This is a genomic window from Syntrophomonas wolfei subsp. wolfei str. Goettingen G311, assembly GCF_000014725.1.
Classification (GTDB): Bacteria; Bacillota; Syntrophomonadia; order Syntrophomonadales; family Syntrophomonadaceae; genus Syntrophomonas; species Syntrophomonas wolfei.
This window is the reverse complement of sequence record NC_008346.1, coordinates 1-24,207: the sequence shown is the minus strand read 5'-3', so window position 1 is coordinate 24,207 and position 24,207 is coordinate 1. Positions and strand designations below refer to the sequence as shown.

General features: G+C 44.5%; 17 protein-coding genes, 6 tRNA genes, 1 pseudogene and 1 other annotated feature. Of the genes and pseudogenes, 4 read left to right on the top strand and 20 right to left on the bottom strand.

What is annotated here, in order from left to right; translation table 11 throughout:
- Nucleotides 1-552: pseudogene (locus SWOL_RS00125) on the bottom strand (PD-(D/E)XK nuclease family protein); the annotation flags it as partial.
- Between the two features lie 524 nt (nucleotides 553-1,076).
- Here SWOL_RS00125 and SWOL_RS00120 point away from each other — a divergent pair.
- Entirely contained in the window at nucleotides 1,077-1,400 is a 324-nt protein-coding gene (locus tag SWOL_RS00120; RefSeq protein ID WP_041427223.1) for an HU family DNA-binding protein, read from the top strand.
- Between the two features lie 21 nt (nucleotides 1,401-1,421).
- Here SWOL_RS00120 and SWOL_RS00115 read toward each other — a convergent pair.
- Nucleotides 1,422-1,517: transfer RNA gene (locus SWOL_RS00115), tRNA-Ser, on the bottom strand.
- Between the two features lie 399 nt (nucleotides 1,518-1,916).
- Nucleotides 1,917-2,768: a hypothetical protein gene (locus SWOL_RS00110; protein WP_011639486.1), complete on the bottom strand. Its 852-nt coding sequence runs from the start codon at nucleotides 2,766-2,768 to the stop codon at nucleotides 1,917-1,919.
- Between the two features lie 340 nt (nucleotides 2,769-3,108).
- On the opposite strand from SWOL_RS00110, the gene pgeF reads away from it, so the two are divergent.
- On the top strand, nucleotides 3,109-3,921 hold the full coding sequence (pgeF, locus tag SWOL_RS00105; RefSeq protein WP_011639485.1) for a peptidoglycan editing factor PgeF: 813 nt from the start codon (nucleotides 3,109-3,111) through the stop codon (nucleotides 3,919-3,921).
- Between the two features lie 2 nt (nucleotides 3,922-3,923).
- Here pgeF and SWOL_RS00100 read toward each other — a convergent pair whose 3' ends face one another.
- The 4 genes from SWOL_RS00100 to SWOL_RS00090 all read right to left on the bottom strand — a co-directional run bounded on the left by SWOL_RS00100 (nucleotide 3,924) and on the right by SWOL_RS00090 (nucleotide 6,162).
- Nucleotides 3,924-5,276 carry a DNA recombination protein RmuC gene (locus SWOL_RS00100; RefSeq protein ID WP_011639484.1) on the bottom strand — a complete coding sequence of 451 codons (1,353 nt, stop codon included), beginning with the start codon at nucleotides 5,274-5,276 and terminating at the stop codon, nucleotides 3,924-3,926.
- Between the two features lie 227 nt (nucleotides 5,277-5,503).
- Nucleotides 5,504-5,598 (bottom strand) — tRNA-Ser (locus SWOL_RS00095).
- Nucleotides 5,585-6,040, bottom strand: coding sequence for a tRNA adenosine(34) deaminase TadA (gene tadA, locus SWOL_RS13855; protein ID WP_011639483.1), 456 nt, complete (start codon nucleotides 6,038-6,040; stop codon nucleotides 5,585-5,587). The genes SWOL_RS00095 and tadA overlap by 14 nt, the downstream gene beginning before the upstream one ends.
- 45 nt (nucleotides 6,041-6,085) lie before the next feature.
- Nucleotides 6,086-6,162: transfer RNA gene (locus SWOL_RS00090), tRNA-Arg, on the bottom strand.
- 581 nt (nucleotides 6,163-6,743) lie between these two features.
- On the opposite strand from SWOL_RS00090, the gene SWOL_RS00085 reads away from it, so the two are divergent.
- Entirely contained in the window at nucleotides 6,744-7,883 is a 1,140-nt protein-coding gene (locus SWOL_RS00085) for an FIST signal transduction protein (RefSeq protein ID WP_011639482.1), read from the top strand.
- Nucleotides 7,884-7,896: 13 nt separating this feature from the next.
- The gene (locus tag SWOL_RS00080) at nucleotides 7,897-9,468 is read left to right on the top strand and encodes a diguanylate cyclase domain-containing protein (protein WP_242649378.1); all 1,572 of its coding nucleotides are present in this window, start codon (nucleotides 7,897-7,899) and stop codon (nucleotides 9,466-9,468) included.
- Nucleotides 9,469-9,686: 218 nt separating this feature from the next.
- Here SWOL_RS00080 and SWOL_RS00075 read toward each other — a convergent pair.
- From SWOL_RS00075 to dnaA, 13 genes are all read right to left on the bottom strand, one after another.
- Nucleotides 9,687-9,763, bottom strand: a tRNA-Arg gene (locus SWOL_RS00075).
- Between the two features lie 6 nt (nucleotides 9,764-9,769).
- A tRNA-Ser gene (locus SWOL_RS00070) sits at nucleotides 9,770-9,863 on the bottom strand.
- Nucleotides 9,864-9,985: 122 nt separating this feature from the next.
- Nucleotides 9,986-10,075, bottom strand: a tRNA-Ser gene (locus SWOL_RS00065).
- 73 nt (nucleotides 10,076-10,148) lie between these two features.
- Nucleotides 10,149-11,432 (bottom strand): serine--tRNA ligase, encoded by a 1,284-nt coding sequence (gene serS, locus SWOL_RS00060; protein WP_011639480.1) that lies wholly within the window; start codon nucleotides 11,430-11,432, stop codon nucleotides 10,149-10,151.
- Between the two features lie 179 nt (nucleotides 11,433-11,611).
- Nucleotides 11,612-13,204, bottom strand: coding sequence for a phosphoglycerate dehydrogenase (gene serA, locus SWOL_RS00055; protein ID WP_011639479.1), 1,593 nt, complete (start codon nucleotides 13,202-13,204; stop codon nucleotides 11,612-11,614).
- Nucleotides 13,205-13,313: 109 nt separating this feature from the next.
- Nucleotides 13,314-14,465, bottom strand: coding sequence for a pyridoxal-phosphate-dependent aminotransferase family protein (locus tag SWOL_RS00050; protein ID WP_011639478.1), 1,152 nt, complete (start codon nucleotides 14,463-14,465; stop codon nucleotides 13,314-13,316).
- Nucleotides 14,466-14,583: 118 nt separating this feature from the next.
- Nucleotides 14,584-14,779: a binding site (T-box leader), on the bottom strand.
- Between the two features lie 74 nt (nucleotides 14,780-14,853).
- Nucleotides 14,854-15,738 carry a pyridoxal 5'-phosphate synthase lyase subunit PdxS gene (gene pdxS / locus SWOL_RS00045; RefSeq protein WP_011639477.1) on the bottom strand — a complete coding sequence of 295 codons (885 nt, stop codon included), beginning with the start codon at nucleotides 15,736-15,738 and terminating at the stop codon, nucleotides 14,854-14,856.
- Between the two features lie 58 nt (nucleotides 15,739-15,796).
- Complete coding sequence (gene gyrA / locus SWOL_RS00040; RefSeq protein WP_011639476.1) at nucleotides 15,797-18,235, bottom strand: DNA gyrase subunit A; 2,439 nt, start codon at nucleotides 18,233-18,235, stop codon at nucleotides 15,797-15,799.
- 14 nt (nucleotides 18,236-18,249) lie between these two features.
- Nucleotides 18,250-20,151: a DNA topoisomerase (ATP-hydrolyzing) subunit B gene (gyrB, locus tag SWOL_RS00035; RefSeq protein WP_011639475.1), complete on the bottom strand. Its 1,902-nt coding sequence runs from the start codon at nucleotides 20,149-20,151 to the stop codon at nucleotides 18,250-18,252.
- A gap of 14 nt (nucleotides 20,152-20,165) precedes the next feature.
- Entirely contained in the window at nucleotides 20,166-20,405 is a 240-nt protein-coding gene (gene remB, locus SWOL_RS00030; protein WP_011639474.1) for an extracellular matrix regulator RemB, read from the bottom strand.
- A 6-nt stretch (nucleotides 20,406-20,411) separates the two neighbouring features.
- A complete protein-coding gene (gene recF / locus SWOL_RS00025; protein ID WP_011639473.1) occupies nucleotides 20,412-21,509 on the bottom strand; it encodes a DNA replication/repair protein RecF in 1,098 nt (365 codons plus the stop codon).
- Between the two features lie 19 nt (nucleotides 21,510-21,528).
- On the bottom strand, nucleotides 21,529-22,671 hold the full coding sequence (dnaN, locus tag SWOL_RS00020) for a DNA polymerase III subunit beta (RefSeq protein ID WP_041427222.1): 1,143 nt from the start codon (nucleotides 22,669-22,671) through the stop codon (nucleotides 21,529-21,531).
- A gap of 143 nt (nucleotides 22,672-22,814) precedes the next feature.
- Nucleotides 22,815-24,125, bottom strand: a complete 1,311-nt coding sequence (dnaA, locus tag SWOL_RS00015) for a chromosomal replication initiator protein DnaA (RefSeq protein ID WP_011639471.1) — start codon at nucleotides 24,123-24,125, stop codon at nucleotides 22,815-22,817.
- Nucleotides 24,126-24,207: the final 82 nt, after the last annotated feature.

Genomic DNA, 24,207 nt, shown 5'->3' with positions numbered 1-24,207 from the left:
TCAGTCCACCCTTTCTGCACATAATCTCGACATATCACAGCAGAAACAAGTCTCAGGCTTAGGATTTGGTCTATAATCTCCCTCTAAAATACCCTTTAATGCTGCTCTTAGCTCTGTAACTATACTCTCCAAAGAAGATGGATCTATATTTATTTCACGAGTAAATAGGTTTTTTGATTCTATAGTCTTAGATACATCGACCAACTGTGCACTGGAAACCTGTTTTTCTTGTTCAATCAGTGCTAGTGTATAGAATTGTAATTGCTTCTCATATCTTTTATAAAACTCTTCATGAATACTTGATTTCCAATCTCTGATTATAATACCTGAGTCAGGATGCAATTCTATACCGTCTACAATTCCAGAAACGGTGTTACCATCAATCTGTAGTTCAACATCAACTTCAGTTTCGACAGGTACATTAAAAATCCCAAGTTCATTAAGTATCATTATCCGATCGTGAATGGTATCACGAGCCCGTTTCTCTTGAGATTCAGACATATACGGTAAATTTACATGATTTGTTACTTGAAAATAAGTTTCTTTCCCATCCCATTCTTCACTTGACTCAAATCGTCTGCGTTCTTCGTTATCCTACATATCGGTGCTAGTTGCTCTTTTGTTAATGATACTTCAATAAAATCAAGCATGTCCTCTCCCTAATTTTGCTACTTTTGTTCAATGATATGATATTTACCTTTATATTTCAACAAGCTGTCTAATTCTGGATCAGCCACTTTCCGCCGCTGGATTAGTTTCAATGATGCAAGTATCATGTGATCTACCCATCCTACAAAGTGAATTTATACCAGTTTTAAAAATATATTATTAATTTAATAATTAATTTCTACTAAAGTTTTTTAGAAAGAAGGTCATAGAAAAAAGACCATCAATTCGCTTAATAATTGTTATCCAGATATCATTAAACCGCCTAACTGCTTTTGTTTGTAATAGGAGAAAAAAGGTCCAGATACCCCAACAAGCCCTTAAAATATTTTGCAAAACCGGAACAACCCGTATCCATTATCAGGATGGATACGGGTTGTTCAATATCAATAAAGGAGGTGAAATACTCAATGATAAAGATCGACCTAGCTCGGGCAATTGCAGATAAGGTATTACCGCAGATCACCCAGAAGGAGGCGGATGCCTTTCTAACAGCCTTCATGGACATTATAGGTGAAGCCCTCAAAAAGCTCAGAAGATCGATGCCGGGATATTTAGTCAGCTATAGCCTACAAGCCAACTATTTAAAACATGGATTACAAAACATTTTCGCATCTATTATGCAGTATTTCTTCCTATTTCCGGCTATTCTCACCCATTTCGGCTACTCCAGGGCTACTCCTGCCCTATCTTTTGTAAACAATATCAAAAAGAGGTTTCAGCACAAAGTCTGAAACCCCTTGGTAGTTCTTTAGTGGCGGAGAGGGAGGGATTCGAACCCTCGAGACAGGTTTTAGCCCGCCTACTCGATTTCCAATCGAGCGCCTTCAGCCAAACTCAGCCACCTCTCCAACAGATATTAACTTTTTATTAGCTTTTGGATGCTGCCGGCAACTTCTCTTAAGCCTTTGGCACTATGCCATTATACATTGATTTCTTCTCCGTCGCAAGTGTCTTAACCCGCCTGGTTTTTATTTGGGAGCTTAATCCCATCAGATAGCCATAACACCCTGTACTCCAAAACAAATAATCTGCTAATCTCTCATACCCGCTACCTTAAGGAGACCTGACGCTTGGCAAAAATATCAGGAAGCTGAATGATGATTAGTAAGCTTGAACGCCGGAGTACAAGCTGAATAGTGACCCATACTTAAGATTGATTACCAGATACCTGCAGGGCGAAAGTCACCAAAGGCACCTCAGTGGCTGCTTGCTGCCTTGGAGACTACGCTGTACGGAAATAACAAAACTTAATCATTACTCTGCGGGTCTCTCCCCAGGTAGTCCATTAATTTCTCTTTGATCATTTCCAGGGGGAAAACCCTTTCTTCTACCGCGGTTACCCGGCGCCCGTAAAGGTACATTCTATCTTCATAAAAACCCTCCCGGCGAACTTCGCAGGGTAGTTCCGGCAGATTATCCACCCAGGCGGCAGCGAGTGAGCGGGGACTATGGAAGATAAAGCGATAATCTCCCACCCGCAGTATAAATTCCAGTAGAGAATAGTATTCTTTTTCCACCGACTGAATATAGCATTTGGAACAATAAGCATCCTCTCTGATAAAACGGTTATAAGACAGCCCTCGGGAGTGAGCTGCCTCCTTGCAATCCTCACAAAGCCAGACTTTCTTTTTATCCGCTCCCAGTAAATAGATTACCTTGAATTTAGCCTGGTTCTCCCGGTAGACTTTTTCCAGAACTCTGGCTTTCAGCTGGTAAAGGCTTTTGCTGATCTCCGGGTAGGTTTTTGCGTAGTGGTTGAGATGAAAAAGATAAAAACAGGCTTTTAGGAGCTCCGCTTCCGGGTATTCTTCAATCTCTTCCAAAAAACGATCATAATAATTGAAGGCCTTTATTATTTTCCTCAAGTCTGATGAACCCTGGTAGCGGGGCTTTTCATTGCGCTCCCTTTTCTCCTTTATCTCGGCTAATAGCGAAGGGATATCCAGGGTTTCGATTTCTTTCTCAGAAAAAAGAAAACAGATGCCGCGATTATCTTTCCGTTCCACCTGAGCTACGGTAAGATAACCGTAGTCCATAAGTTCATGCACCTGGCGATTGCTGATATTAAAGCGTCCGGCCACTTCGCTGATGGTCAACACTTGACTTCCCTCTTCTCCAAAAACTGCTCTAATCCTATTCCTGATTTCTTCCCGCTGTTTTTTCTGCCCTTATTCTCTACAACAGTCATATCTTATAACGAGATAAATATGTCCTGCTTCTTTAATCGTCCGGGATACTATTAGCAAAACAAGCGGCAGGTTCCCCCATTTCGTTGCAGCGTTGTGTTGAAACTGCTACGTAGTTTTCTTCCGATGCTTAAATAATAGGGGGTCTGGTATATTATATAATAATGCAATAGTGAGTCAGGGAACCGTCCTTTAACACACTCCTGACTGATCCCTGACTTTTTATTCTAAACTAAAAGCGGAGGATGGACAAATGCAGCACTGGCAATGGGCCGATGGCAGCGAAATACCTTACATAACTATCCCTCACTGGCGGGAGGCGGGAGTAAATATAGCCTTTTCTTCCCGCTGGGGTGGCAGCAGTTCTCCTCCTTTTGCTTCGCTAAACCTGGGGCTGCATGTGGGAGATGAACGGGAAAAGGTGCTGGATAACCGCCGCCGCTTCCTGGCCAGTCTGGGGCAAAAGCTCAATAATCTGGTTTGCTGCCAGCAGGTTCATGGCCAGCGGGTGCTGCGGGTGGATAAAAGCCTGGCCGGTTCCGGTGCCTGGGATTATGAAACCGCTCTCCCCGGCTTTGATGCTATGGTAGGAAATAGCCCGGGCATCATCCTGGGCAGCTTTTATGCCGACTGCATCCCCCTTTTCTTCTTTGACCCGGAAAAACGGGTGGTAGCTATGGCTCATAGCGGTTGGAAGGGCACCATGGGGAAAATTGCTGCTGAGAGCGTAAAAGAAATGTTAAAGCTGGGTTGTTTGCCACGAGACATCGAGGTTTTTCTCGGGCCGGGCATCGGCCCCTGCTGTTTTCAGATTCAGCCGGAGCTGGCTCTTCGAGTAAAAACGGCCTTTCCCCATCACCAGGCCATATTGCATAAAAATGCCCATGGCTATTACTGGGATTTGCGGGAAAGCATAAAGCAAAGCTTGCAGGAAAGCGGTATTCAGGAAGCCCATATCATTGACTCCCATCTCTGCACCGCCTGCAACTGCCATCTTTTCTTCTCTTATCGGGCCGAAAAAGGACGGACGGGAAGGATGGGGGCTTTTATCGGCCTGGAGGATTAGAATCAGCTATCACTTCCGGCCGCTATTTCCTCCCCATAGCCCTCAGCGCTTAATAATTCATTCGCCTGTTTTTCAGGGAGTTCTTCCACCTCTTTTAGTTTTCGTTCCATTACCCGCGATCTCCTGGCGGCCTCCTCAATACTGTTGCTGGCTTCCTGCAGTTTCTTGCGGGTTTTCTCCAATACCATACCGAATTTGCCAAACTCGCTCTTTATGGCTCCCAATATGGCCCATACTTCCCCCGATCTCTTTTGAATGGCCAGGGTGCGAAATCCCATGGATAAACTATTCAGCAGCGCTGCCAGGGTGGTAGGCCCGGCAACTGTTATCCGGTAATCCTGGCGCAGGTTCTCAAAAAGCCCCGGCCGGCGTAATACTTCCGCATAAAGTCCTTCGGTGGGCAGAAACATTATGGCAAAGTCCGTGGTGGCAGGGGGTTCAATATATTTGCTGCAGATCTCTTTGGCCTGGGCCTTAATCCGGTTTTCCAGGTTTTTGCCCGCCTGTTCTATAGCAGCCAAATCGGCCCCGTCATAAGCCTCCAGGAGGCGATGATAATCCTCCAGGGGGAATTTGGCATCTATTGGCAGCCATAAGGGAGAGCCCTCTTTATCCGGTCCGGGGAGTTTTACGGCAAACTCCACTCTCTCCGCCCCCTTTTTTACTGCCACATTGCTGCCATACTGTTCCGGAGCTAGTATATCTTCCAGTATATTGCCCAATTGCACTTCTCCCCAGGTTCCCCTGCTTTTAACATTGCTAAGAACTTTCTTTAGATCACCAACACCGCTTGCCAGAGCTTGCATTTCACCCAGGCCCTTATGTACCTGTTCCAGTCGCTCACTTACCAGTTTGAAGGATTCGCCCAGCCGTTGTTCCAGAGTAGCATGCAGTTTTTCATCTACCACCGTTCTCATCTGCTCCAGCTTCTGGGCGTTTTCCTTTTGTAATTCCCTCACCCTTTCTTCTATGGTTCCCCTCATCTGTTCCAGCTTCTGCTCATTGCTCTGGGTCAAATGGGCCATCTGTTGGGAGAAACCATCCAGCTGGTATTGCTGCAAGTTTCCCATTTCTACCATTCGTGCCGAGAGCGAATCGCTCAAGGTCTTAAATGAATTGCTCAGCTCTTCCCTGCCCTGCCGAGCCGTCACATTCATTTCTTCCCGGTTGCAGCTCATTTCCTCTCTCAGCAGCTGTTCCATCCTTTCCTGGCTTTTCTCCAGATGAAGATTGCCGGCTGCCAGCTTATCCATTTGGTCGCGAAGGGTATTTATTCGCTGCTGCAGTTGAAAAAGCAAAAAAACCAGCAAAGCCAAGCCTATAATCACTGCAATTATTGCCGCTTGCTCCATCATTAACCACCCCGGTTCTTTTTGCTGCCATTCTATACCCCCATCTGGCCCAATGTCAAATAGCTTCCTAATAGATAAAATATCAAAAGCCCAAATTCTTTTATCGGGTATAAGAACTTTATAGGCTTGACATCTCTAATTGAGGCAGTTTGATATTGGGAAAGATGGATGATGAAATTACTACCCCAAAAAAAATAAGGGGTTTAAAACCCCCGGCTAATCATCATATATGGCGGAGAGAGTGGGATTCGAACCCACGGAGCCGCTATCAACGGCTCACTCGATTTCGAGTCGAGCGCCTTCAACCGAACTCAGCCATCTCTCCGTAGACTGGCAAAAAATCTTTTCAGGAGCTCGCTGCACTCCTCTTTTAAAACTCCCCCTTCTACTACCACCTGGTGGTTTAAGGCGGGGGACCTCACAATATCATAGATAGAACCGGCTGAACCTGCCTTCGGATCTGTTACCCCGTAAACCAGATGACCCAGGCGAACATTGACCATCGCTCCGGCGCACATGACACAGGGTTCCAGAGTACAATATAATACGGACTCATTTAAACGCCAGTGTCCCAGGTGCCGGGCAGCCCTCTGCAAGGCTAACATCTCGGCATGCGCTGTGGCATCCTGGTAGGATTCCTTTTCATTATGAGCCCGGGCAATTATTTTTCCATTATGCACCACGATTGCTCCTACCGGGATTTCTCCCCTCTTATAAGCCTCCCGGGCCTCTTCGAGCGCGTGGCGCATGAAATCCTCATGCTGCACTTGCCAGCCCCCTGGGGGTTAATTGCTCTAACATAAATGCATAAATGGTGCGCCCGGAGGGACTCGAACCCCCGACCTGCGGTTTAGGAAACCGTCGCTCTATCCTACTGAGCTACGGGCGCAAGTTGTTCAAACAGGATCAGGGCTCGTATGCCCCAAAACAAATTAAGATATTATACTTGCCTTACCCCTATTGAAAATCTTAAAATTAAAAGAAATGCTCGGGCATTTCTTTTAATGCAACTTCATTAGATGCTGATGACACCCCCCGCAGTATATCAAGCTACCAGTGCCTTTATCTTCTGTGCTACTTAAGCATCAGAAGAAACTACTAGGCAGTGTCAACACAGCGCTTGCAACGAGGTGGGGGATTAGAACCCGCCGCCTGTTTTGTTAATAAAAGCCCAGACGCTTAAAGAAGCGGGTACACACTTCATCTCGTTATATTTTAAAACGCCAGCAAACCTTTTGCAAGCCCCTATAGTGTAATCCAACAACTGCCATTGAATTTCCGATTACCAAAAAAACAGGTCTCAAGTCCTGGATATTATCATTTCGACAAATAAATAAAGGAATATTATATAAGATAAAGAACTATTAACTATGTAATTTGTCAATTGCTGGTGTCGAGAGTCAAATCTATAGAAATCAAGTAAAATTAAGGCTTTAGAGAAACTTTATTGGTAGGAAGGGGGGGCTGTGGTTGCGTATAGAACAGAAGCTTTGGAGGGAAAATACCGGCTGGTCTGACCTGAGTCCCCAGGTCGATGGTCTTATGCCTCAACTGCTGATAGTCTTCGGTACACGCAAATACCTGCAAGAAGAAGTAAGATTTGAAGAAATAAAGGGCTTTTATCCCGGTGCCCACATCTTTGGCTGTTCCACTGCCGGCGAGATTTGTGCTACCAATGTCTTTGAAGATGCCCTTGCCATTACTGCTCTGGAATTTGAGCACACCCGTATTGAAAGCCGACAAATACATTTAAGCCAGGTTCAGAACAGTTTCCAAGCCGGTGAATACCTGGCCTCTTCGCTTACCCACGATGATTTATCTCATGTCCTGGTACTTAGCGATGGCCTGCATGTTAATGGAAGCGAATTACTTCAAGGTTTAACTTCCAGTCTGCCCCCAGGAATCGCCATTACCGGAGGAATGGCTGGTGATGGAGTCTCTTTTGAAGAAACCCTGGTCTTTTTAGACGCTCCGCCAACACCGGATACCATAGCTGTGCTAGGTTTTTATGGCAATCATTTAAGGGTAGGCTATGGCTCCATGGGTGGTTTTGACCCTTTTGGCCCCAAGCGTCTCATAACCCGCTCTGCTGCCAATGTTCTTTACGAAATGGACGGTCGTTCCGCCCTGGAATTGTATAAGAAATACCTCGGCGAACACGCTGAAGGTTTACCCGCTACGGGAGTATTTTTTCCCCTCTCCATTTCTGGCGAGGAAGTAGCTGAAAGCCTGGTCCGCACTATCCTGGCTGTAAACGAAGAAGAGCAGAGCCTGACCTTCGGGGGAGATGTCCCTACCGGAGCCTATGCCCGGATGATGAAGGCTAACCTCGACCGTCTGATAGATGGCGCCGTTACTGCCGCAGAAAGTATCCTGAGCGTAGTAAACAACGCTTCACCTGAGTTGGCCATCCTCATAAGCTGCTTTGGTCGCCGCTCGATACTCAAGCAGAGAACCGAAGAAGAAGTGGAAGCCGTTAGCGATGTTTTCGGCTCAGGCTGCATGCTTACTGGTTTCTATTCCTATGGCGAAATTTCGCCCTTCAAACCTGGAGAAAAACCCGAGTTCCATAACCAGACTATGACTATAACCACTTTCAGGGAGGTATAATAGTTTGGAGAACATGCATAGTTTGCTAAGACGGCAGTTACGCAAGCAATTCGGGAACAATATTCCGGATATTCCCGGGTGGGATACATTTCTTAAGCAGGTAAATGACGCTTACCAGGAATTCGATGCTGATCGAAATATGTTGGAACGCGCGTTGGAAATAAGTTCCCAGGAATTGCTGGAAACCAACTCGCAACTCCGGGCTGTATTAGAAGCTTTTCCCGATGTTTTTTTGCTGCTGGACTCCCAGGGTATTATTATTGAACTAAAAGCCGGCCGTTCCACTGACCTGTATATGTCCCCGGAGCAACTTCTAGGCCATCACATCGAAGTAATTCATCCTGACATCAGTAATTCGCCCTTTGCCACGGCTGTAGAACAAGTACTGCAAAGCGGAAAGCTCATTAGTTTCGAGTATCCCGTGCTGCTAAACCAACAGGAACATTATTTTGAAGCCAGGTTGCTGCCGGTATCCGGGGACCATGTCTTCGTTATCATCCGAAATGTCACCGAACGCCGTATCATGGAAGACCAATTGCGCTATCTTAGTATGCATGATGCTCTGACCGGTTTGTATAACCGCTCCTATTTTAAGCTGGAAACTGCCCATCTGGAAAAGCAATCCCGTCGCCCGATTGGTCTAATTGTTGGCGATGTCGATGGCCTGAAACTGGTTAATGATACCCTGGGCCACGAAGCAGGTGATGACCTGCTTATTAAAGCAGCTCATGTTCTTAAAGACTCCCTGCGTGATTGTGACTTTGTAGCCCGTATAGGTGGTGATGAATTCGCCGCTATTCTTTACGATTGCAATACCCCGGGAATTGAAGGTGTTATTAAACGTATTGAAAAAAATATTGCCTTGGTGAACTCTCGTAATCCGACCCTCCCCTTAAGTATTTCCCTGGGCTATGCCGTAAGAAATGATGCCTCTAAGAGCATGGATGAACTCTTCAAGGAAGCTGATGACAATATGTACAAGGAAAAGCTTGACCATCGCAAGAATTTTAATGCTAACCTGGTCAGCACCCTAATGAGTTCTATGGATGAAAAACATTTTTTCAATCAAGACCATGTTGAGCAGATGCAGGAGTTGGTGTGCATTATGGCTGAAGCTCTGGATATGTCTCCAAGTCAAATATCATGCATGAACCTACTAGCACAGTATCACGACATAGGCCAGGTAGGGATATCTGATGCTGTTCTTTTTAAGAAAGGCAAACTTAATTCTCAAGAGCGTTTACAAATAGAAAGGCATCCAGAAATAGGCTATCGTATTGCCCGTTTATCTCCTGAATTGATGCCGATAGCTGATTGGATACTCAGACACCACGAGTGGTGGAATGGACAGGGTTACCCCTGTGGCCTGGCAGGTGAGGATATCCCCCTGGAGTGCCGCATACTGGCCCTGGTTGACGCCTATAGTGCCATGACCAGCGATCGTCCCTACCGTAAAGCCATGAGTCATGAAGAGGCTATTGAGGAGATAAAAAGTAAAGCCGGAACCCAGTTTGACCCTGAATTAGTCCGCTTATTTCTGTCAGAAATAGAAACAAAATTCCCTTCACCCGGGTCAAAATCATGATGCCATTTATTATAAATTTCTTAGCCTCATACAAATAGGCGAAAACACCTCATTATATTATCCGGTCTTCCCCCTTCCCCAGGCCTGGGCTTCATTACTCTACCGACCTAAGAGATAAATCACGGTATTAAGGGATTCTTGTATTTCCCAGTCTGGCCCAAAGCATCTTCCCTCACAACAAAAAAAGCCCGGCACATCGGGCTTTGTAAATATCTAAATGGCGCGCCCGGCAGGATTCGAACCTGCGACCTCCAGATTCGTAGTCTGTTACTCTATCCAGCTGAGCTACGGGCGCATTTTATGGCGGAGAGAGAGGGATTCGAACCCTCGAGACAGTTATTAGCCGTCTACTCGCTTAGCAGGCGAGCGCCTTCAGCCATCTCGGCCATCTCTCCACATAAACACTCAATATTAAATTTCGATTTCTAGTTAATTGTTTTCATAACTCTAGCCTACCAAGAATCATGCCGTCTAAAGTTGCTTCATTTTACTGGTTACAACGAAACAATTTTCCTAATGGCGGAGGAGGTGGGATTCGAACCCACGGAACCCGTAAAGGTTCAACGGTTTTCAAGACCGCCTCCTTCAACCGCTCGGACACCCCTCCACATAGAGGTTGCATCTGCAATGCAAAGGAAAGTATAGCACAGGCTTTTCTTCTTGTCAATAAAGCCTGAGGCTTAAGCTTCGGGCCTGTTTATCTTTTCCAGTCCGCCCATATAAGGCCTCAAGACCTCGGGGATTATTACCGAGCCATCTTCCTGCTGGTAGTTCTCCAGAATAGCGGCAACGGTTCTACCAATGGCTACCCCAGAGCCATTGAGGGTATGGACATACTGTAACTTGGCCTTGGGATCAGGACGATAGCGGATATTGGCACGCCGTGCCTGAAAATCTTCGCAATTGGAGCAGGAGGAAATCTCCCGGTAGTCCTGGTAACCCGGCATCCATACTTCAATATCATAGGTTTTGGCAGCGGAGAAGCCCATATCCCCAGTGCTTAAAACTACCACCCGGTAAGGAAGTCCCAGCAGTTGCAATACTCTCTCGGCATCCTTGGTGAGTTTTTCCAATTCTTCATAAGAATTCTGGGGTTCACAAAGTTTTACCAGTTCTACTTTATTAAACTGGTGCTGCCGGATTACTCCCCGGGTATCCCGGCCATGAGAGCCGGCTTCCGCCCGGAAACAAGGAGTGTAGGCAGTTAAATAGAAGGGCAGATCTTTAGCTTCCAGGATTTCCTCCCGGTAGAGATTGGTCAGAGGAACCTCGGCCGTTGGAATCAGATACATATCCTTACCTTCCAGCTTGAACATATCTTCGGCAAATTTGGGCAACTGCCCGGTTCCTACCATGCAATCGGCGATAACCATGAAGGGAGGCAGAATCTCCCGGTAACCGTGCTCTCCACAATGAATGTCCAGATAGAAGTTTATGACCGCTCTTTCCAAACGGGCACCGGCTCCCTTGTATACGGTGAAGCGAGCCCCAGATAATTTAGCGGCTCTTTCAAAATCCAGTATGTCCAGCGCTGGCCCTATATCCCAATGAGCCTGAGGCTCGAAGTTAAACTGCCGGGGTTCTCCCCAGCGCCGCACTTCCTGGTTGCTTTTCTCATCTTCCCCTACCGGAACCGATTCGTGGGGCAGGTTGGGGATGTTCAAGAGAATCTTTTCTATCTCTTTCTCTACCCGGGCCAGCTCTTCATCCAGTTCCTTAATTTGCTGCCCCGCCTGCCGAACTTCTTCCATTAAATCAGCTGGGTTTAGTCCCTCTTTTTTCATTTTGCCTATCTGTTGGGATGAATTGTTGCGAAAATTCTTGCGCTCTTCCACCTGGACCAGAATCTTCCTCCGCTCTTCATCCAGTGCTAGGAAAGGCTTTAGTACACCGCTAAGACCCCTCTTTTCCAGTTGCTGTTCTACCAGGGCTGCATTGGCTTTGATAAGCTTGGCATCCAACATAATACTCCCCTCCTTCAGGGAAATTCATTCTTAATGTCAAATCAGAATATTTCTGGGGGCAGGCTTCTCCCTAACCAAACCCCATGTTTGGTGAAAAGCTTTCGCTTGTGCTTAAACGGTAAGATGCAACTGGCTTTATTAATTCCTCACACCTTACCCCTAACTCCTTAGTTTTCTTATTACAGTTGCAGCAGTATAGGTTTTCCGACTATACCATCCAGCTGGCTTAATTTCTCCAGAACCGGCTCTTCCACTTTATTATCCACATTGATTATCATTATGGCCTTTTCCCCTTTGGTCTTGCGCGCCACCTTCATCCCGGCAATATTTATGCCTTCATCTCCCAGGGCTGTAGCGAAAGGTCCAATTACTCGGGGCCTATCTTCATTTTCCACTACCAGCAGGTATCCTTCCAGGTTGCTCTCGGTTTCATAGCCGTTGATTTCTACCAGGAGCGGAAATCTCGCCCGAGAAAGGGTTCCCTCTATAGCCAGTTCGCGCTCATGGTCGAATACGCGGGCTGTGATAAGGTTTTTATATCTTTTAGGACTCTGTTCTTCCTTATGGTCAAAGACCTTGATTCCCCGGTCTTCCGCCATTAAGCGGGCGTTAACATAGCTGACCTTATCCCCCATGACCGGCTCCAGCAGGCCCTTAAGAAAAGCTACCGTTAAAATTTCGGTCTCATTACTGCTGATGGGACCACTATAGGTTAACTCCACCCGGCTGACCGCTGATTTTTCCATCTGATAATAGATATTGCCCAGCTTTTCCGCCAAAGTAATATAGGGTTTGAGGTATTCCAGCTCGTCTTTCAACATGGCCGGCAAGTTTACCAGGTTGGGCACTATCTCGCCTTTCAGAGCTTTAATGACCTGCTCAGCAATGTTTTCTCCCACCCGCTTCTGGGCTTCAAAGGTGTCCGCACCTAAATGGGGTGTTACCACCACGCTCTTGAACTGGAACAACGGGTTGTCAATGGCCGGTTCTTTTTCAAATACATCCAGACCGGCACTCAATACCTTTTTGGACTCCAATCCTTTTAATAGGGCTTCTTCCTTGATGATGCCACCCCGGGCACAATTGACTACCCGCACTCCCTCTTTGGCCAGACCCAGTATTCTTTCATCAATCATGTGCATGGTTTCTTCGTTTCGCGGGGTATGCACGGTAATAAAATCGGCCTCTTTAACCAGCTCTTCCAGGCTCTCCATCTTTTCCGCTCCGAAGCGGGTAAAGCGTTCATCGGATATATACGGATCATAGGCAATAACTCTCATGTTAAAGGCCTTTAAGCGGGTAGCCACCATGGAGCCAATCCTTCCCAGACCTACAATTCCAACTGTTTTGCCATAGAGTTCCACCCCCCGGAAGGGTTTCCGGTCCCAGGTTCCCCCTTTGAGATACTCGCTAGCCCAGGCCGTATTACGAATGGAGGATAACAAGAGGCTTATGGTTTGTTCCGCCGCAGAAATGGTGTTACTATCCGGGGTGTTAGCTACTATTACCCCATAACGGGTACAGACATCTACATCAATGTTGTCTATTCCGTTGCCGGCACGGCCAACTATCTTGAGTCGTTTAGCCCGCCTTATCAATTCTTCGTCAACCTGGGTGACACTTCTTACGATCAAAGCATCATACTGATCAATAATCTCCAGTAATTCTTCGCGGGAAATCCCATCCCGGTAGTCTACCTCCAGTTCAGTCTTCAGCAGTTCAATGCCTTCATCGGCTATGCGCTCACTGACTATAACCTTTTTTCTTTCCATAATTTTCTCTCCTTCTATAGCTATAGTTTCGCATTAGGGGTTTCTATACCATGGTCTGACTTCGCCGCTGGTTTCTGAATGTAAGCTTAATTCCTACCCCTTAAAATCGTTAAATACTAGAAATGTACTCCTGAGCCTTTTTCAAGCCCTTCCCCAGTTCAATCGGGTAACCGCAATTGAGCAAAGCTATCTCCAGGGCGGCCAATACTGCCAAGAGATCCAGTTCTCGCACATAACCCAGGTGGCCTATCCGGAAAATAACATCATCCAGTTTTTGCTGCCCTCCAGCCAAAACAATATTAAATCGCTCTCTCATATATTGGCGTATTTTATTGCCCCCTATTCCCTGCGGTGCTATTACCGAAGTTAAGGCCGGGGACGCATAACCATCTGCCGCCAGCAGATTCAATCCCATTTCTTTTAAGGCAGCCCGCACCATCTCCCGGTAATTCTGGTGTCTAATAAGAATATTGTCTAAACCTTCTTCCAGCATCATTTTCAGGGCTTCTTCCAGGCCATAGTATAGCGAGATGGCTGGTGTATAGGGGTTTTGCCCTTTCTCCAGGTATTTAAGACCAGCAGATACATCCCAGTAATATTTATGGTTTTTATTTTCCTGATGTATTCTTAAAGCCCGGTCGTTAAATGCCAGGAAACTCAAGCCCGGGGGAATCATAAAGGCTTTTTGCGAACCGCTAACTACCACATCCAGTTTCCATTCATCCATTTTTAAAGCCACTGCCGCCAGCCCGCTTACAGCATCAACCATTAAAAGGGCCGGGTGTTCACCAACTGCAGCCCTGATGGCGGCTAAATCATTGAAAACCCCGGTAGAAGTTTCATTGTGGGTAATCAATACCGCCTTTATTTCCTGTTTTATATCCTGCGCCAGTCTTTCCCTAAGTACCTGAGGATCGGTAGGCTCTCCCCAGGGGAAATCCAGTTTCTCCACCTGGGCTCCGAATTCCCGGGCAATGGTAGCAAAACGATCGCCAAAAACGCCTATGGAAACTGCCAAAACCTTATCCCCAGGAGAAATAAAATTAACTGCCGCCGCTTCCAGAGCACCAGTACCCGATGCTGGATAAATTATAACCTGATGCTCGGTGTGGTAGACTTGTTTGATTCCTTCCGTTACATTAATTAGAATCTCCTTAAACTCACTTCCCCGATGATTAACCATAGGTCGGCTCATAGCACGGACAACTCTTTCGGGAACGGGTGTAGGCCCGGGCAGAAGTAAATACTGTTCACCTATCATTCCTGTAATAGCCTCCTTATATTGAAACTACCTTTCTATTATGAAACCACTTTGATGCCTGCTATAACTTTTCCTCCTTGTGCTTAGTGTATACACTGCATAAAAAACCCCTCGCCCCATCAGGGACGAGAGGTATTTTCCCGCGTTGCCACCCTTGTTGGTGTTTATAACACCCGCTTGAAGGTTATAACGGAACCACCGCTTATATAGATCGTTTCCAGGTTGGATTCAAAATTGCACTGGGCTGGTTCGCAGCTTCCACCAACTCTCTTTACCAGTTGGCAATCTTTACTTTTCCCTTTCATCAACAGCTGGTTATTAAGGTTTGGCATTGATTATATTACAGCCTGAGGGCTTTTGCAAGCGCTTTTTAGCAGAACCACCCCATTTACCAGCCGCGTTCCTGCATTCTTTCTTCCGGCCTTATAGTACTGATATCTATTCCCACCATGGCTTCACCCAAATCCCGTGATACTTCTGCCAAAACTACAGGATCCTGATAATAGGCAGTAGCGGTTACTATGGCCCGGGCTCTCTTCATAGGGTCACCTGATTTGAATATACCGGAACCCACAAATATTCCATCACAACCCAGCTGCATCATCATAGCTGCATCAGCCGGAGTAGCTATACCCCCGGCGGCAAAATTTACTACCGGCAAGCCTTTTAGCCGTGCTACTTCCTGTAACAATTCGTATGGTGCTCCCAGCTCTTTAGCTGCAGCCATTAGTTCTTCTGCTGGCAGGCTGCTGACCCACCTGATATGCTCATTGACCTGTCTGATATGCCGAACCGCTTCAATTACATTCCCGGTACCCGCTTCTCCTTTGGTTCTGATCATAGCCGCTCCTTCGCCAATACGGCGAAGGGCTTCACCCAGGTTACGGGCTCCGCAAACGAAGGGTACCTGGAAAGCGTCCTTGTTTACATGATGTTTATCATCAGCCGGGGTTAGAACTTCACTTTCATCTATGAAGTCAATTCCCAGTGCCTCCAGAATCTGGGCTTCTACAAAATGCCCTATCCGGCATTTAGCCATTACCGGAATAGTAACTTTCTCCTTAATCCGCAGGATAACACTGGGGTCAGCCATCCGGGCAATACCTCCGGCTGCTCTTATGTCGGCTGGAACCCTCTCCAGGGCCATCACCGCACAGGCTCCGGCCTCTTCAGCTATTTTGGCCTGCTCTGGAGTAGTAACATCCATGATTACGCCGCCTTTTAACCTTTGGGCCAGATCGGTCTTGCTTTTTAATGTTGCCTTTTCTTCCATTTTCTTTTTCCCTCCCGTAACAAATTGTGGTAAAGCACCTTGAGTTGTAAAGAAAATGCTAGTCCTCTTCTTTTTCTATCTTAAAACGAGCCACACCAACAATACGGTCTTCTTCCGGTAACCTCATCAATAAAACTCCCCGGGAGTAGCGTTTCTGCTGCGATATATCCTCTACTTCCAGCCGGATAATGTTACCTTCACTCGTTAAAATAACCAGTTCATCCTCCTTCGATACGATTTGGAAGGCTACCAGCTTTCCGTTCCTCCTAGTTATTTCAATAGCTTTTAGGCCTTTACCTCCACGATTCTGTAACTTGAACTCGCTTAAGGCGGTTCTCTTGCCATAGCCTTTTTCCGTTACCAGCAAAACATCAGCACCTTCCCGGTAGCGATCCAGTCCTACCACATAATCATCTTTTGACAAGTTAATGGCTTTAACCCCGGCAGCCGTTCTGCCCATGCTTCTAACCTGCTTTTCATCAAACATTATCGATATTCCCCGGGAATTGGCTATCATTACTTTACTCCCGGTCTTTACCCGTATCACTCCCACCAATTCGTCGTCCTCACGCAGGTTAACCGCTATCAATCCTGATTTCCTTACATTTTGGAAAGCCTTCAAAGCGGTTTTCTTGATTATTCCTTTCTTTGTTACCATCAGCAAGTGATGTTCGCGATTAAATTCCCGCGCGCCCACTATAGTAGTAACCTTTTCCCCGGGGCGTAATTCCAAAAAGTTCACCAGGGGCATGCCTTTGGCTTGCCTGCTTGATTCAGGTATCTGAAAAGCCCGGGTGGTGAAAACCCGGCCCTGGTTGGTAAAGAAAAGCAAGGTGGCCAGGGCAGAAGTAACTAGAACATCATGGGCAAAATCCTCCGCTCGGATAGTAGTAGCACTTACCCCTTTTCCTCCCCTTTTCTGGGAACGATAGGTATCCAGAGGTTGCCGTTTGACATATCCCCGATTACTGAGGGTTATAACCACTTCATGGTCATCGATAAAATCTTCTTCTTCATAGCTGCTTTCTTCCTGGCTTATCTCTGTCCGCCGGTTATCGCCGTAGCGTTTTTCAATATCATCCAGGTCTTCTTTTATCATGCTAAGTACCCTTTCCGGACGGGCCAGTATATCTTCATAGTCGGCTATTCTTAACAGTACTTCCTCATATTCATTTTCTACTTTGCTTCTTTCCAGTCCGGTTAATTGTACCAGCCGCATATCCAGTATAGCGTTGGCCTGTATTTCGCTTAAGTTAAAACGGGATTGTAATTCTCCCCTGGCGTTTTCCCGATCGCGCGAGTTCCTTATCAGATTTATGATTTCGTCCAGGTTATCCAGGGCTATTTTCAAACCTTCCAGGATATGCTTGCGGTTTTTGGCCAGATTCAGCTCATATGTTGTTCTCCGGTTAATAACTTCCTGCCGGTGTTCCACATAATACTGTATCATTTCCTTCAGGTTCAGTATCCGGGGTTCTCCGTTAACCAGGCTAAGCATGATAATGCCAAAACTATCTTCCATCTGGGTATGCCGGAAGAGCTTGTTCAAGATTACATTGACATTCACATCTTTGCGCAGTTCAATGACTATCCGGATTCCTTTGCGGTCGGATTCGTCCCTGAGGTCAACGATACCTTCTACTTTTTTGTCTCTTACCAGTTCGGCAATCTTTTCCACCAGGCGGGCTTTATTAACTTGATAGGGTATCTCGGTAACCACAATAGAAAACTTGCCGCCCTTTTTTTCCTCAATTTCGTAACGAGCTCTGGTTCTGATGGTTCCGCGCCCGGTCTCATAAGCTTGTCTAATGCCGCGGGCCTCCAAAATTCCCCCGGTGGGAAAATCCGGGCCAGGAATACTTTGCATCAGTTCTTCGATAGTTATATCCGGATTATCAATATATTCTTTTATTCCCTTTACTATTTCCCGCAAATTATGGGGGGGAATATTGGTGGCCATACCTACAGCTATCCCGGCTGAGCCGTTGAGTAAAAGATTGGGTATCCGCGCCGGTAAAACCTGAGGTTCTTCCCGGCTTTCATCATAATTGGGCCGCCAGTCTACGGTGTCCTTATCAATGTCTTTAAGCAGTTCCGCCGCTATCCGGGACATTCGAGATTCGGTATATCTCATGGCGGCAGCGGCATCTCCATCAATGGAACCAAAGTTCCCATGTCCATCAACCAGGGGATAACGCATAGCAAATTCCTGGGCTAGTTTAACCATGGTCTGGTAAATGGCCGCATCCCCGTGGGGATGGTATTTACCCATTACTTCTCCCACGATGTTGGCTGATTTTTTATGTGGTTTATCATGGGTCATACCCTGTTCATGCAAAGCATACAAAATCCGGCGATGTACCGGTTTTAGTCCATCTCTTACATCGGGCAGGGCACGGGATACTATGACACTCATGGAGTATTCCAGAAAGGATTTCTTGACTTCCTTTTCGATATCTATGGGTATTACTTTTTCAAATAGACTATCCTGTGCCAATTCTTAAGCTCCTCCTAAATATCCAGATTAGCTACATACCTGGCATTGCTCTCAATAAATTCACGCCGTGGCTGTACATTATCCCCCATCAAGGCCGAAAAGATATCATTGGCTTTTATCGCGTCTTCTATGGTTACCTTTAATACGGTTCTGCTTTCTGCGTCCATAGTAGTTGTCCACAATTGTTCCGGATCCATTTCCCCCAGGCCTTTATATCTTTGAATAGACCACTTCTGTTCCGTCTGGCTGAGGAAGGCATTCAAATCAGCATCATTGTAGAAATATTTAATCTCTTTTCCTCTTTTCAGGCCATAGAGGGGGGGTTGGGCTATATAAAGGTATCCTTCTTCTATTAACTCTTTCATATATCGATAAAAGAAGGTAAGTAATAAAACCCGGATGTGAGATCCGTCAACATCAGCATCGGTCATAATAAAAAGCTTGTGGTAGCGAGCTTTCTTGATATCAAAGTCTTCGCCTATTCCTGTACCCATGGCGGTAATAAGGTTTCTAATTTCTTCACTGGATAGTACCCTATCCAGGCGCGCTTTTTCCACATTTAGTATTTTTCCTCGCAAGGGCAATATAGCCTGGTAGGTGCGATCCCTTCCTTGTTTAGCCGATCCTCCGGCCGAGTCTCCCTCCACAATGAACAACTCTGATTCAGCCGGATTTTTGTTGCTGCAATCGGCCAGCTTGCCAGGGAGGGCCGTTGACTCCAGGGCATTTTTCCGCCGGGTCAGTTCCCGGGCTTTTTTAGCCGCTTCCCGGGCCCGACGGGCGGAAATGGCCTTATCCAGCAATTTGCGTGCTGCCGCCGGGTTTTCGTTAAGATAGTCTTCCACATGTTCAAAGACTATGCTTTCAACTATTCCTCGAATATAGGTATTGCCCAGCTTGGTTTTGGTCTGTCCTTCAAATTGAGGGTCTTTTACCAGAACCGATATAATTGCGGCTATTCCCTCGCGGATATCTTCGCCGGATAAATTATTATCATTTTCTTTAAGTATATTATTTTTCTTGGCATAATCATTAATCACCCGGGTTAAGGCATTTTTAAAGCCTATTTCATGGGTACCGCCTTCCTGGGTACGGATATTATTGGCAAAAGAATAAAGGTTTTCGCTATAGCTGTTATTGTATTGAATTGCCACCTGTACGATAACATCATCTTTCTTGTTTTCAAAATAGATGGGGTTATCATTAATAACCTCTTTATTTTTATTAATATAAGCCACAAAATCTTTAAGACCATGGGAATAGTGAAATTCCTGGTAAAAAACTTCTTCTTCTCTCTCATCGCGCAGCGATATTTTTAGATTCCGGTTGAGAAAAGATAATTCCCGCAATCTTTGCAAGAGGATTTCTCTTTCAAAATTTATTTCTTCAAATATTTCATCATCCGCAAAAAAACAAATACTTGTTCCGGTTTCTTTACTCTCGCCTATTATCCTTATCTCATTCACCGGGTTTCCCCGTTCATAATCCTGCTGGTATATATGCCCATCCCTTTTTACCCGGACTTCCATTCGCCGGGAAAGAGCATTTACTACCGATAATCCCACTCCATGCAAGCCCCCGGAAATATTATAACCGCTACCGCCGAACTTTCCCCCGGAATGAAGGGTAGTTAAAATAACTTGCAGCGCGGGAATTCCCATAGCAGGGTGAATGTCCACCGGAATACCGCGACCATCATCACAAACCGTAATACTATTGTCCTGATTAATAGTTACTTCTATCTTTTTACAGAATCCGGCTACGGCTTCGTCTATACTATTGTCCACTATTTCAAAAACCAGGTGATGTAAACCTTTAGGCCCGGTTGAACCAATATACATCCCCGGTCTTTTACGCACTGCCTCTAGGCCTTCCAATACCTGGATATCAGAGGCATTGTATTCTCTTTCTAACAAATTCAGCCCTCCCCTTAGCGGTTTGCAGCCCTTTTGAACAAGGTATTCGAAGATATTGGCGACAGGTATAATTTGTCGTTACAGATTACTAAAGATTTCTCTTTTCCTTTTTCGCTAATACTAACCAGGCATCTTTCAATCCTGGCCATATCAATAACATCTTTAAGATCATGGGAAATAGGAGGTTCAATGTTTAAAATGGCGATAATATCACTAAAAGAAATAATGTAGTTGTTTCCCAGGTGAACATACACGAATAACTACTCCTTTCCTAGCAAACAGCCATCCTTAACCAGGAAAATCGAAGCATCCATTACCTCAAATTTTTCCAACTTTACTGAGGTAAGAAAACTCTGAAAAGGGGACTGTGCCAGATATTTTAACAATTTATTGCTTCTACTGTCGTCCAGTTCGGCTAGTACCTCATCCAATAGAAAAATGGGGAAAAACCCTTTTATCTTTCTAAAAGTCATTATTTCTGCCAGTTTCAAACAAATAACTATATTTCTTTGCTGGCCCTGAGAGGCAAATAAGCGAGCCATCTGTTCATTTAGATAAATATGCATGTCATCCAGATGCGGACCCAGCAGAGTGGTTTTTCTTTTCTTTTCCTTTTCTGTTTCACTTTCCACTTGCTTCTTTAAGCTGTCCTTTAGTATATCCAGATTAATTTTACCACTATCAACAGGAAAAGAAAGAGCATAGCGTATTTTTAACTGCCCGCCATCATTGTTAATCTGTGGGTAAATCTCCTGTATGGCTTCATCGAGAACATTAATCAGATTCAATCTTGATATAAGTAGTTGGGCTGCTAAATCCATAAAAATATCATTAATTATAGCAAAACTTCTGCTATTAGTTTCTTCTTTTTTTAATAATAAATTCCTTTTTTTCAGAATTTTTCTATAATTATCTAGTTTAAATAAATATTCATTAGATATCTGTCCCAAAAGGAAATCTAAAAAAAACCGACGCTTATAAGGGGCTCCTTTAACCAAATACAGATCATCCGGGCTAAAAAGGATTATTCGCAAACGGTCGGTATGATTATAGCTGGCTCTTTTCTTATTGATTCTAAACACCTTACCATCCAGCCCATAAGTGATACTAGAATCAATTATTCTCTCCTGGTGATTATAGCGAGCTTGAACCTGAAGGCTTGAGCTTTCATAGCTGATTAAAGTTTTTTCTTTATTGCTGCGAAAAGAATTACCCGTGGCCAAGTAGTATAAAGCTTCTAAAATATTGGTTTTACCCTGAGCATTTTCCCCATAGAATATATTTAAACCCGGTGAAGGTTGGTATTCAATCTTTTTTAAATTACGAAAATCTTTTATTTGAAACTTAAGGATTTTCAATATCTATCTTTCTTTCATTTTAGTTGCTGGTTCGCAAGGGTACCAATACATAAAGATAGTTGTCTTTTTGTGGATTTACAATCATGACGGGACCCAATATACTGGATAGGTTTATGAGCAGTTCTTTAGCTTCTCCTTCCAGAATTTTAACTACATCAAGGAAATAATTAGTATTAAATGAAATATTTAATTCACCTTCACCCTCAACCGGATCTTTAATTTCTATTACTTCAGTGATTTCACCCATTATTTCCGAATAGCTATTTACCTCTACCTCATTTTCTTCAAACTTAAAGCGAGTATACTGTATTTTTAGTTTATCATCCGAAGGGATAACCCGAGCTCTTTCCAGTGTATCAGCCAGAACTTGCGTATCCAGTTTTACTTTGTAGCTAAAAGAACGTGGTATTACCTGCTCATAGTTGGGGTATTGTCCTTCTATAAGCCGTGAAAGCAACAAGAAGTTGTTGCGATAAAAACTTACATTATTGTTACTTAAGCCTATATTTATCTCTTCCGGGCTATCATCCAGCAATCGCAAAATTTCATTAGCTGTTCGCGTCGGAATAATGAAACTTAAGGGTTCCGGAGCATCTAGCTTTATAGTACAAGAATAACGAGCCAGGCGATGGGTATCAGAAGCTACTACATTTAAATTACCGCCCTCCCCCAGATCGAAAAGAACTCCGGTAAATACCTGGCGAAAATGGGTAGTGGCAGCGGCAAAAACCGTCTTCTTAAGAGCTTCTTTTAACACTTCCTGTTTAATGGTAAAGCAAGGTTTAATTTTTTTCAGGGGAAGTGCTGGATACTCGTAGTCTCTATAGGTATTTATGAAACCCGATGAACGACCATATTTTATATCTAATTGTGCTGTTTCCTGGTTTAGTTCAATAAATATCGGAACTTCGGGTAATAACTTGATAAAATCAAAAAAATAGTGAGCATTAACCAGTACACTGCCTTTTTCTATAACTTCAATTTTGGCAGTACTGGCCCTTATACCAATCTCCATATCAGTTGCCGTCATAGTCAAACCAGTATCTGGATCAGACTCCAGCAAAAGCCCAGATAAAACGGGTATGGCATTTTTACTGGATGCTGCTCTATAAACCATACTAGTAATAGCAAGTAAATCTTTTTTTTCAATCATAAACTTCATAGAAAAACCCTCCGTCATCCTTTTTCTTTTTTTTATTAACAATTTAGTAGTAATAGTAGTAGGAGCCTGGTTTTTGTGGATAAGCATCTCTATTCCCGGAAACAGGGCAGATCTTTCAGTTGATAAATTGTTGATAAAACTTTTTAAATAATGTAATTAGGATCGATTTTTTTGCATAACAATTCTATTTCGGCAACCAGTTCACGATCAGATAACAATTCATTAACTAATTTTTCATGGGCATGCATAACTGTGGTATGGTCTCGTCCCCCGAATTGCTCTCCGATTTGGGGAAAAGAAGCATCGGTCAATTTACGACAAAGATACATAGCTATATGGCGGGGGTAGACCAGTTGTTTATTTCTTTTTTTTGAAATAATTTCGTTTATTTCTAAATGGTAATGTGCAGCTACCGTTTTTTGAATGGTTTCTATAGTAATCTTTCGGGGTCGAGGGGGAGGCATAATATCTTTCAATGCTTCAACTGCGGTATTCATGTCCAGGGGTTTGTTATTAATAGTAGCAAAGGCTACCAGTCTAATAAGCGCTCCCTCCAGTTCCCGGATATTCGAATCAATGTAATTGGCAATGTAGTCCAGAACAGAATAGGGAATATTGAGGTTTTCCCCTTGTGCTTTTTTGCGTAAAATAGCAATTCTGGTTTCTAGATCAGGAGGTTGTATATCAGTAATTAAACCCCATTCAAAGCGGGAACGTAAACGGTCTTCCAGGGTAGGAATGTTGCGGGGAGGTCGGTCGCTGGAAATAACTACTTGTTTATTGGATTCATGGAGGGTATTAAAAGTATGGAAGAATTCTTCCTGGGTACGCTCCTTACCGGCCAAAAATTGAATATCGTCAACGAGAAGAACATCAATACTGCGGTATTTATTCCTGAATAAAGAGGTAGTGTCGTCTTTGATGGAACTTATCATATCGTTGGTGAATTGTTCGGAGGAAACATACATAACCAGATAATTAGGTTTTCTAGAAAGAATATGATGGCCTATGGCTTGCATTAAATGAGTTTTACCCAGGCCAACCCCCCCATATATGAAAAGAGGATTATAGGATTTAAAGGGAGATTCACCGACAGCATAACAGGCAGCATGGGCAAAACGATTACTGTTACCTACAACAAAAGTGTCAAAGGTATATTTAGGATTTAAAGCGGAAACAGGATCGCTTTTCCCGGAAAGGATTTCCGTACGGATGCTCAAGATTACTCTCGAGTCGATTAGTCGACGCAATTTATTCTGCATTATATCCAAATAGCGTGATTCAATCCACTCTTTGGTTAGAGAATCAGGAACGATTATACAAAAGATATTGTCATGAAAGGAGGAGAATTTTACCCGGGAAAACCAGATTTCAAAACTGGTAGAACCAATTTCCTGATACATAGAATCAAGTACTTCATTCCATACAAGAGAATAATCTTTATAATTAGACATAAGCTACCTCCGCTTTGCTGTGGAAAAGCCAATAAAGAAATACACAAGTTGTGGAAAAGTCTTTCTTAGACTAAAAATTTTA

Coding starts and splice junctions, on each gene's coding strand:
- SWOL_RS00120 (WP_041427223.1), top strand. CDS start 1,077: ATGATAAAGATCGACCTAGCTCGGGCAATTGCAGATAAGGTATTACCG.
- pgeF (WP_011639485.1), top strand. CDS start 3,109: ATGCAGCACTGGCAATGGGCCGATGGCAGCGAAATACCTTACATAACT.
- SWOL_RS00100 (WP_011639484.1), bottom strand. CDS start 5,276: ATGATGGAGCAAGCGGCAATAATTGCAGTGATTATAGGCTTGGCTTTG.
- SWOL_RS00080 (WP_242649378.1), top strand. CDS start 7,897: ATGCATAGTTTGCTAAGACGGCAGTTACGCAAGCAATTCGGGAACAAT.
- serS (WP_011639480.1), bottom strand. CDS start 11,432: ATGTTGGATGCCAAGCTTATCAAAGCCAATGCAGCCCTGGTAGAACAG.
- serA (WP_011639479.1), bottom strand. CDS start 13,204: ATGGAAAGAAAAAAGGTTATAGTCAGTGAGCGCATAGCCGATGAAGGC.
- SWOL_RS00050 (WP_011639478.1), bottom strand. CDS start 14,465: ATGATAGGTGAACAGTATTTACTTCTGCCCGGGCCTACACCCGTTCCC.
- pdxS (WP_011639477.1), bottom strand. CDS start 15,738: ATGGAAGAAAAGGCAACATTAAAAAGCAAGACCGATCTGGCCCAAAGG.
- dnaN (WP_041427222.1), bottom strand. CDS start 22,671: ATGAAGTTTATGATTGAAAAAAAAGATTTACTTGCTATTACTAGTATG.
- dnaA (WP_011639471.1), bottom strand. CDS start 24,125: ATGTCTAATTATAAAGATTATTCTCTTGTATGGAATGAAGTACTTGAT.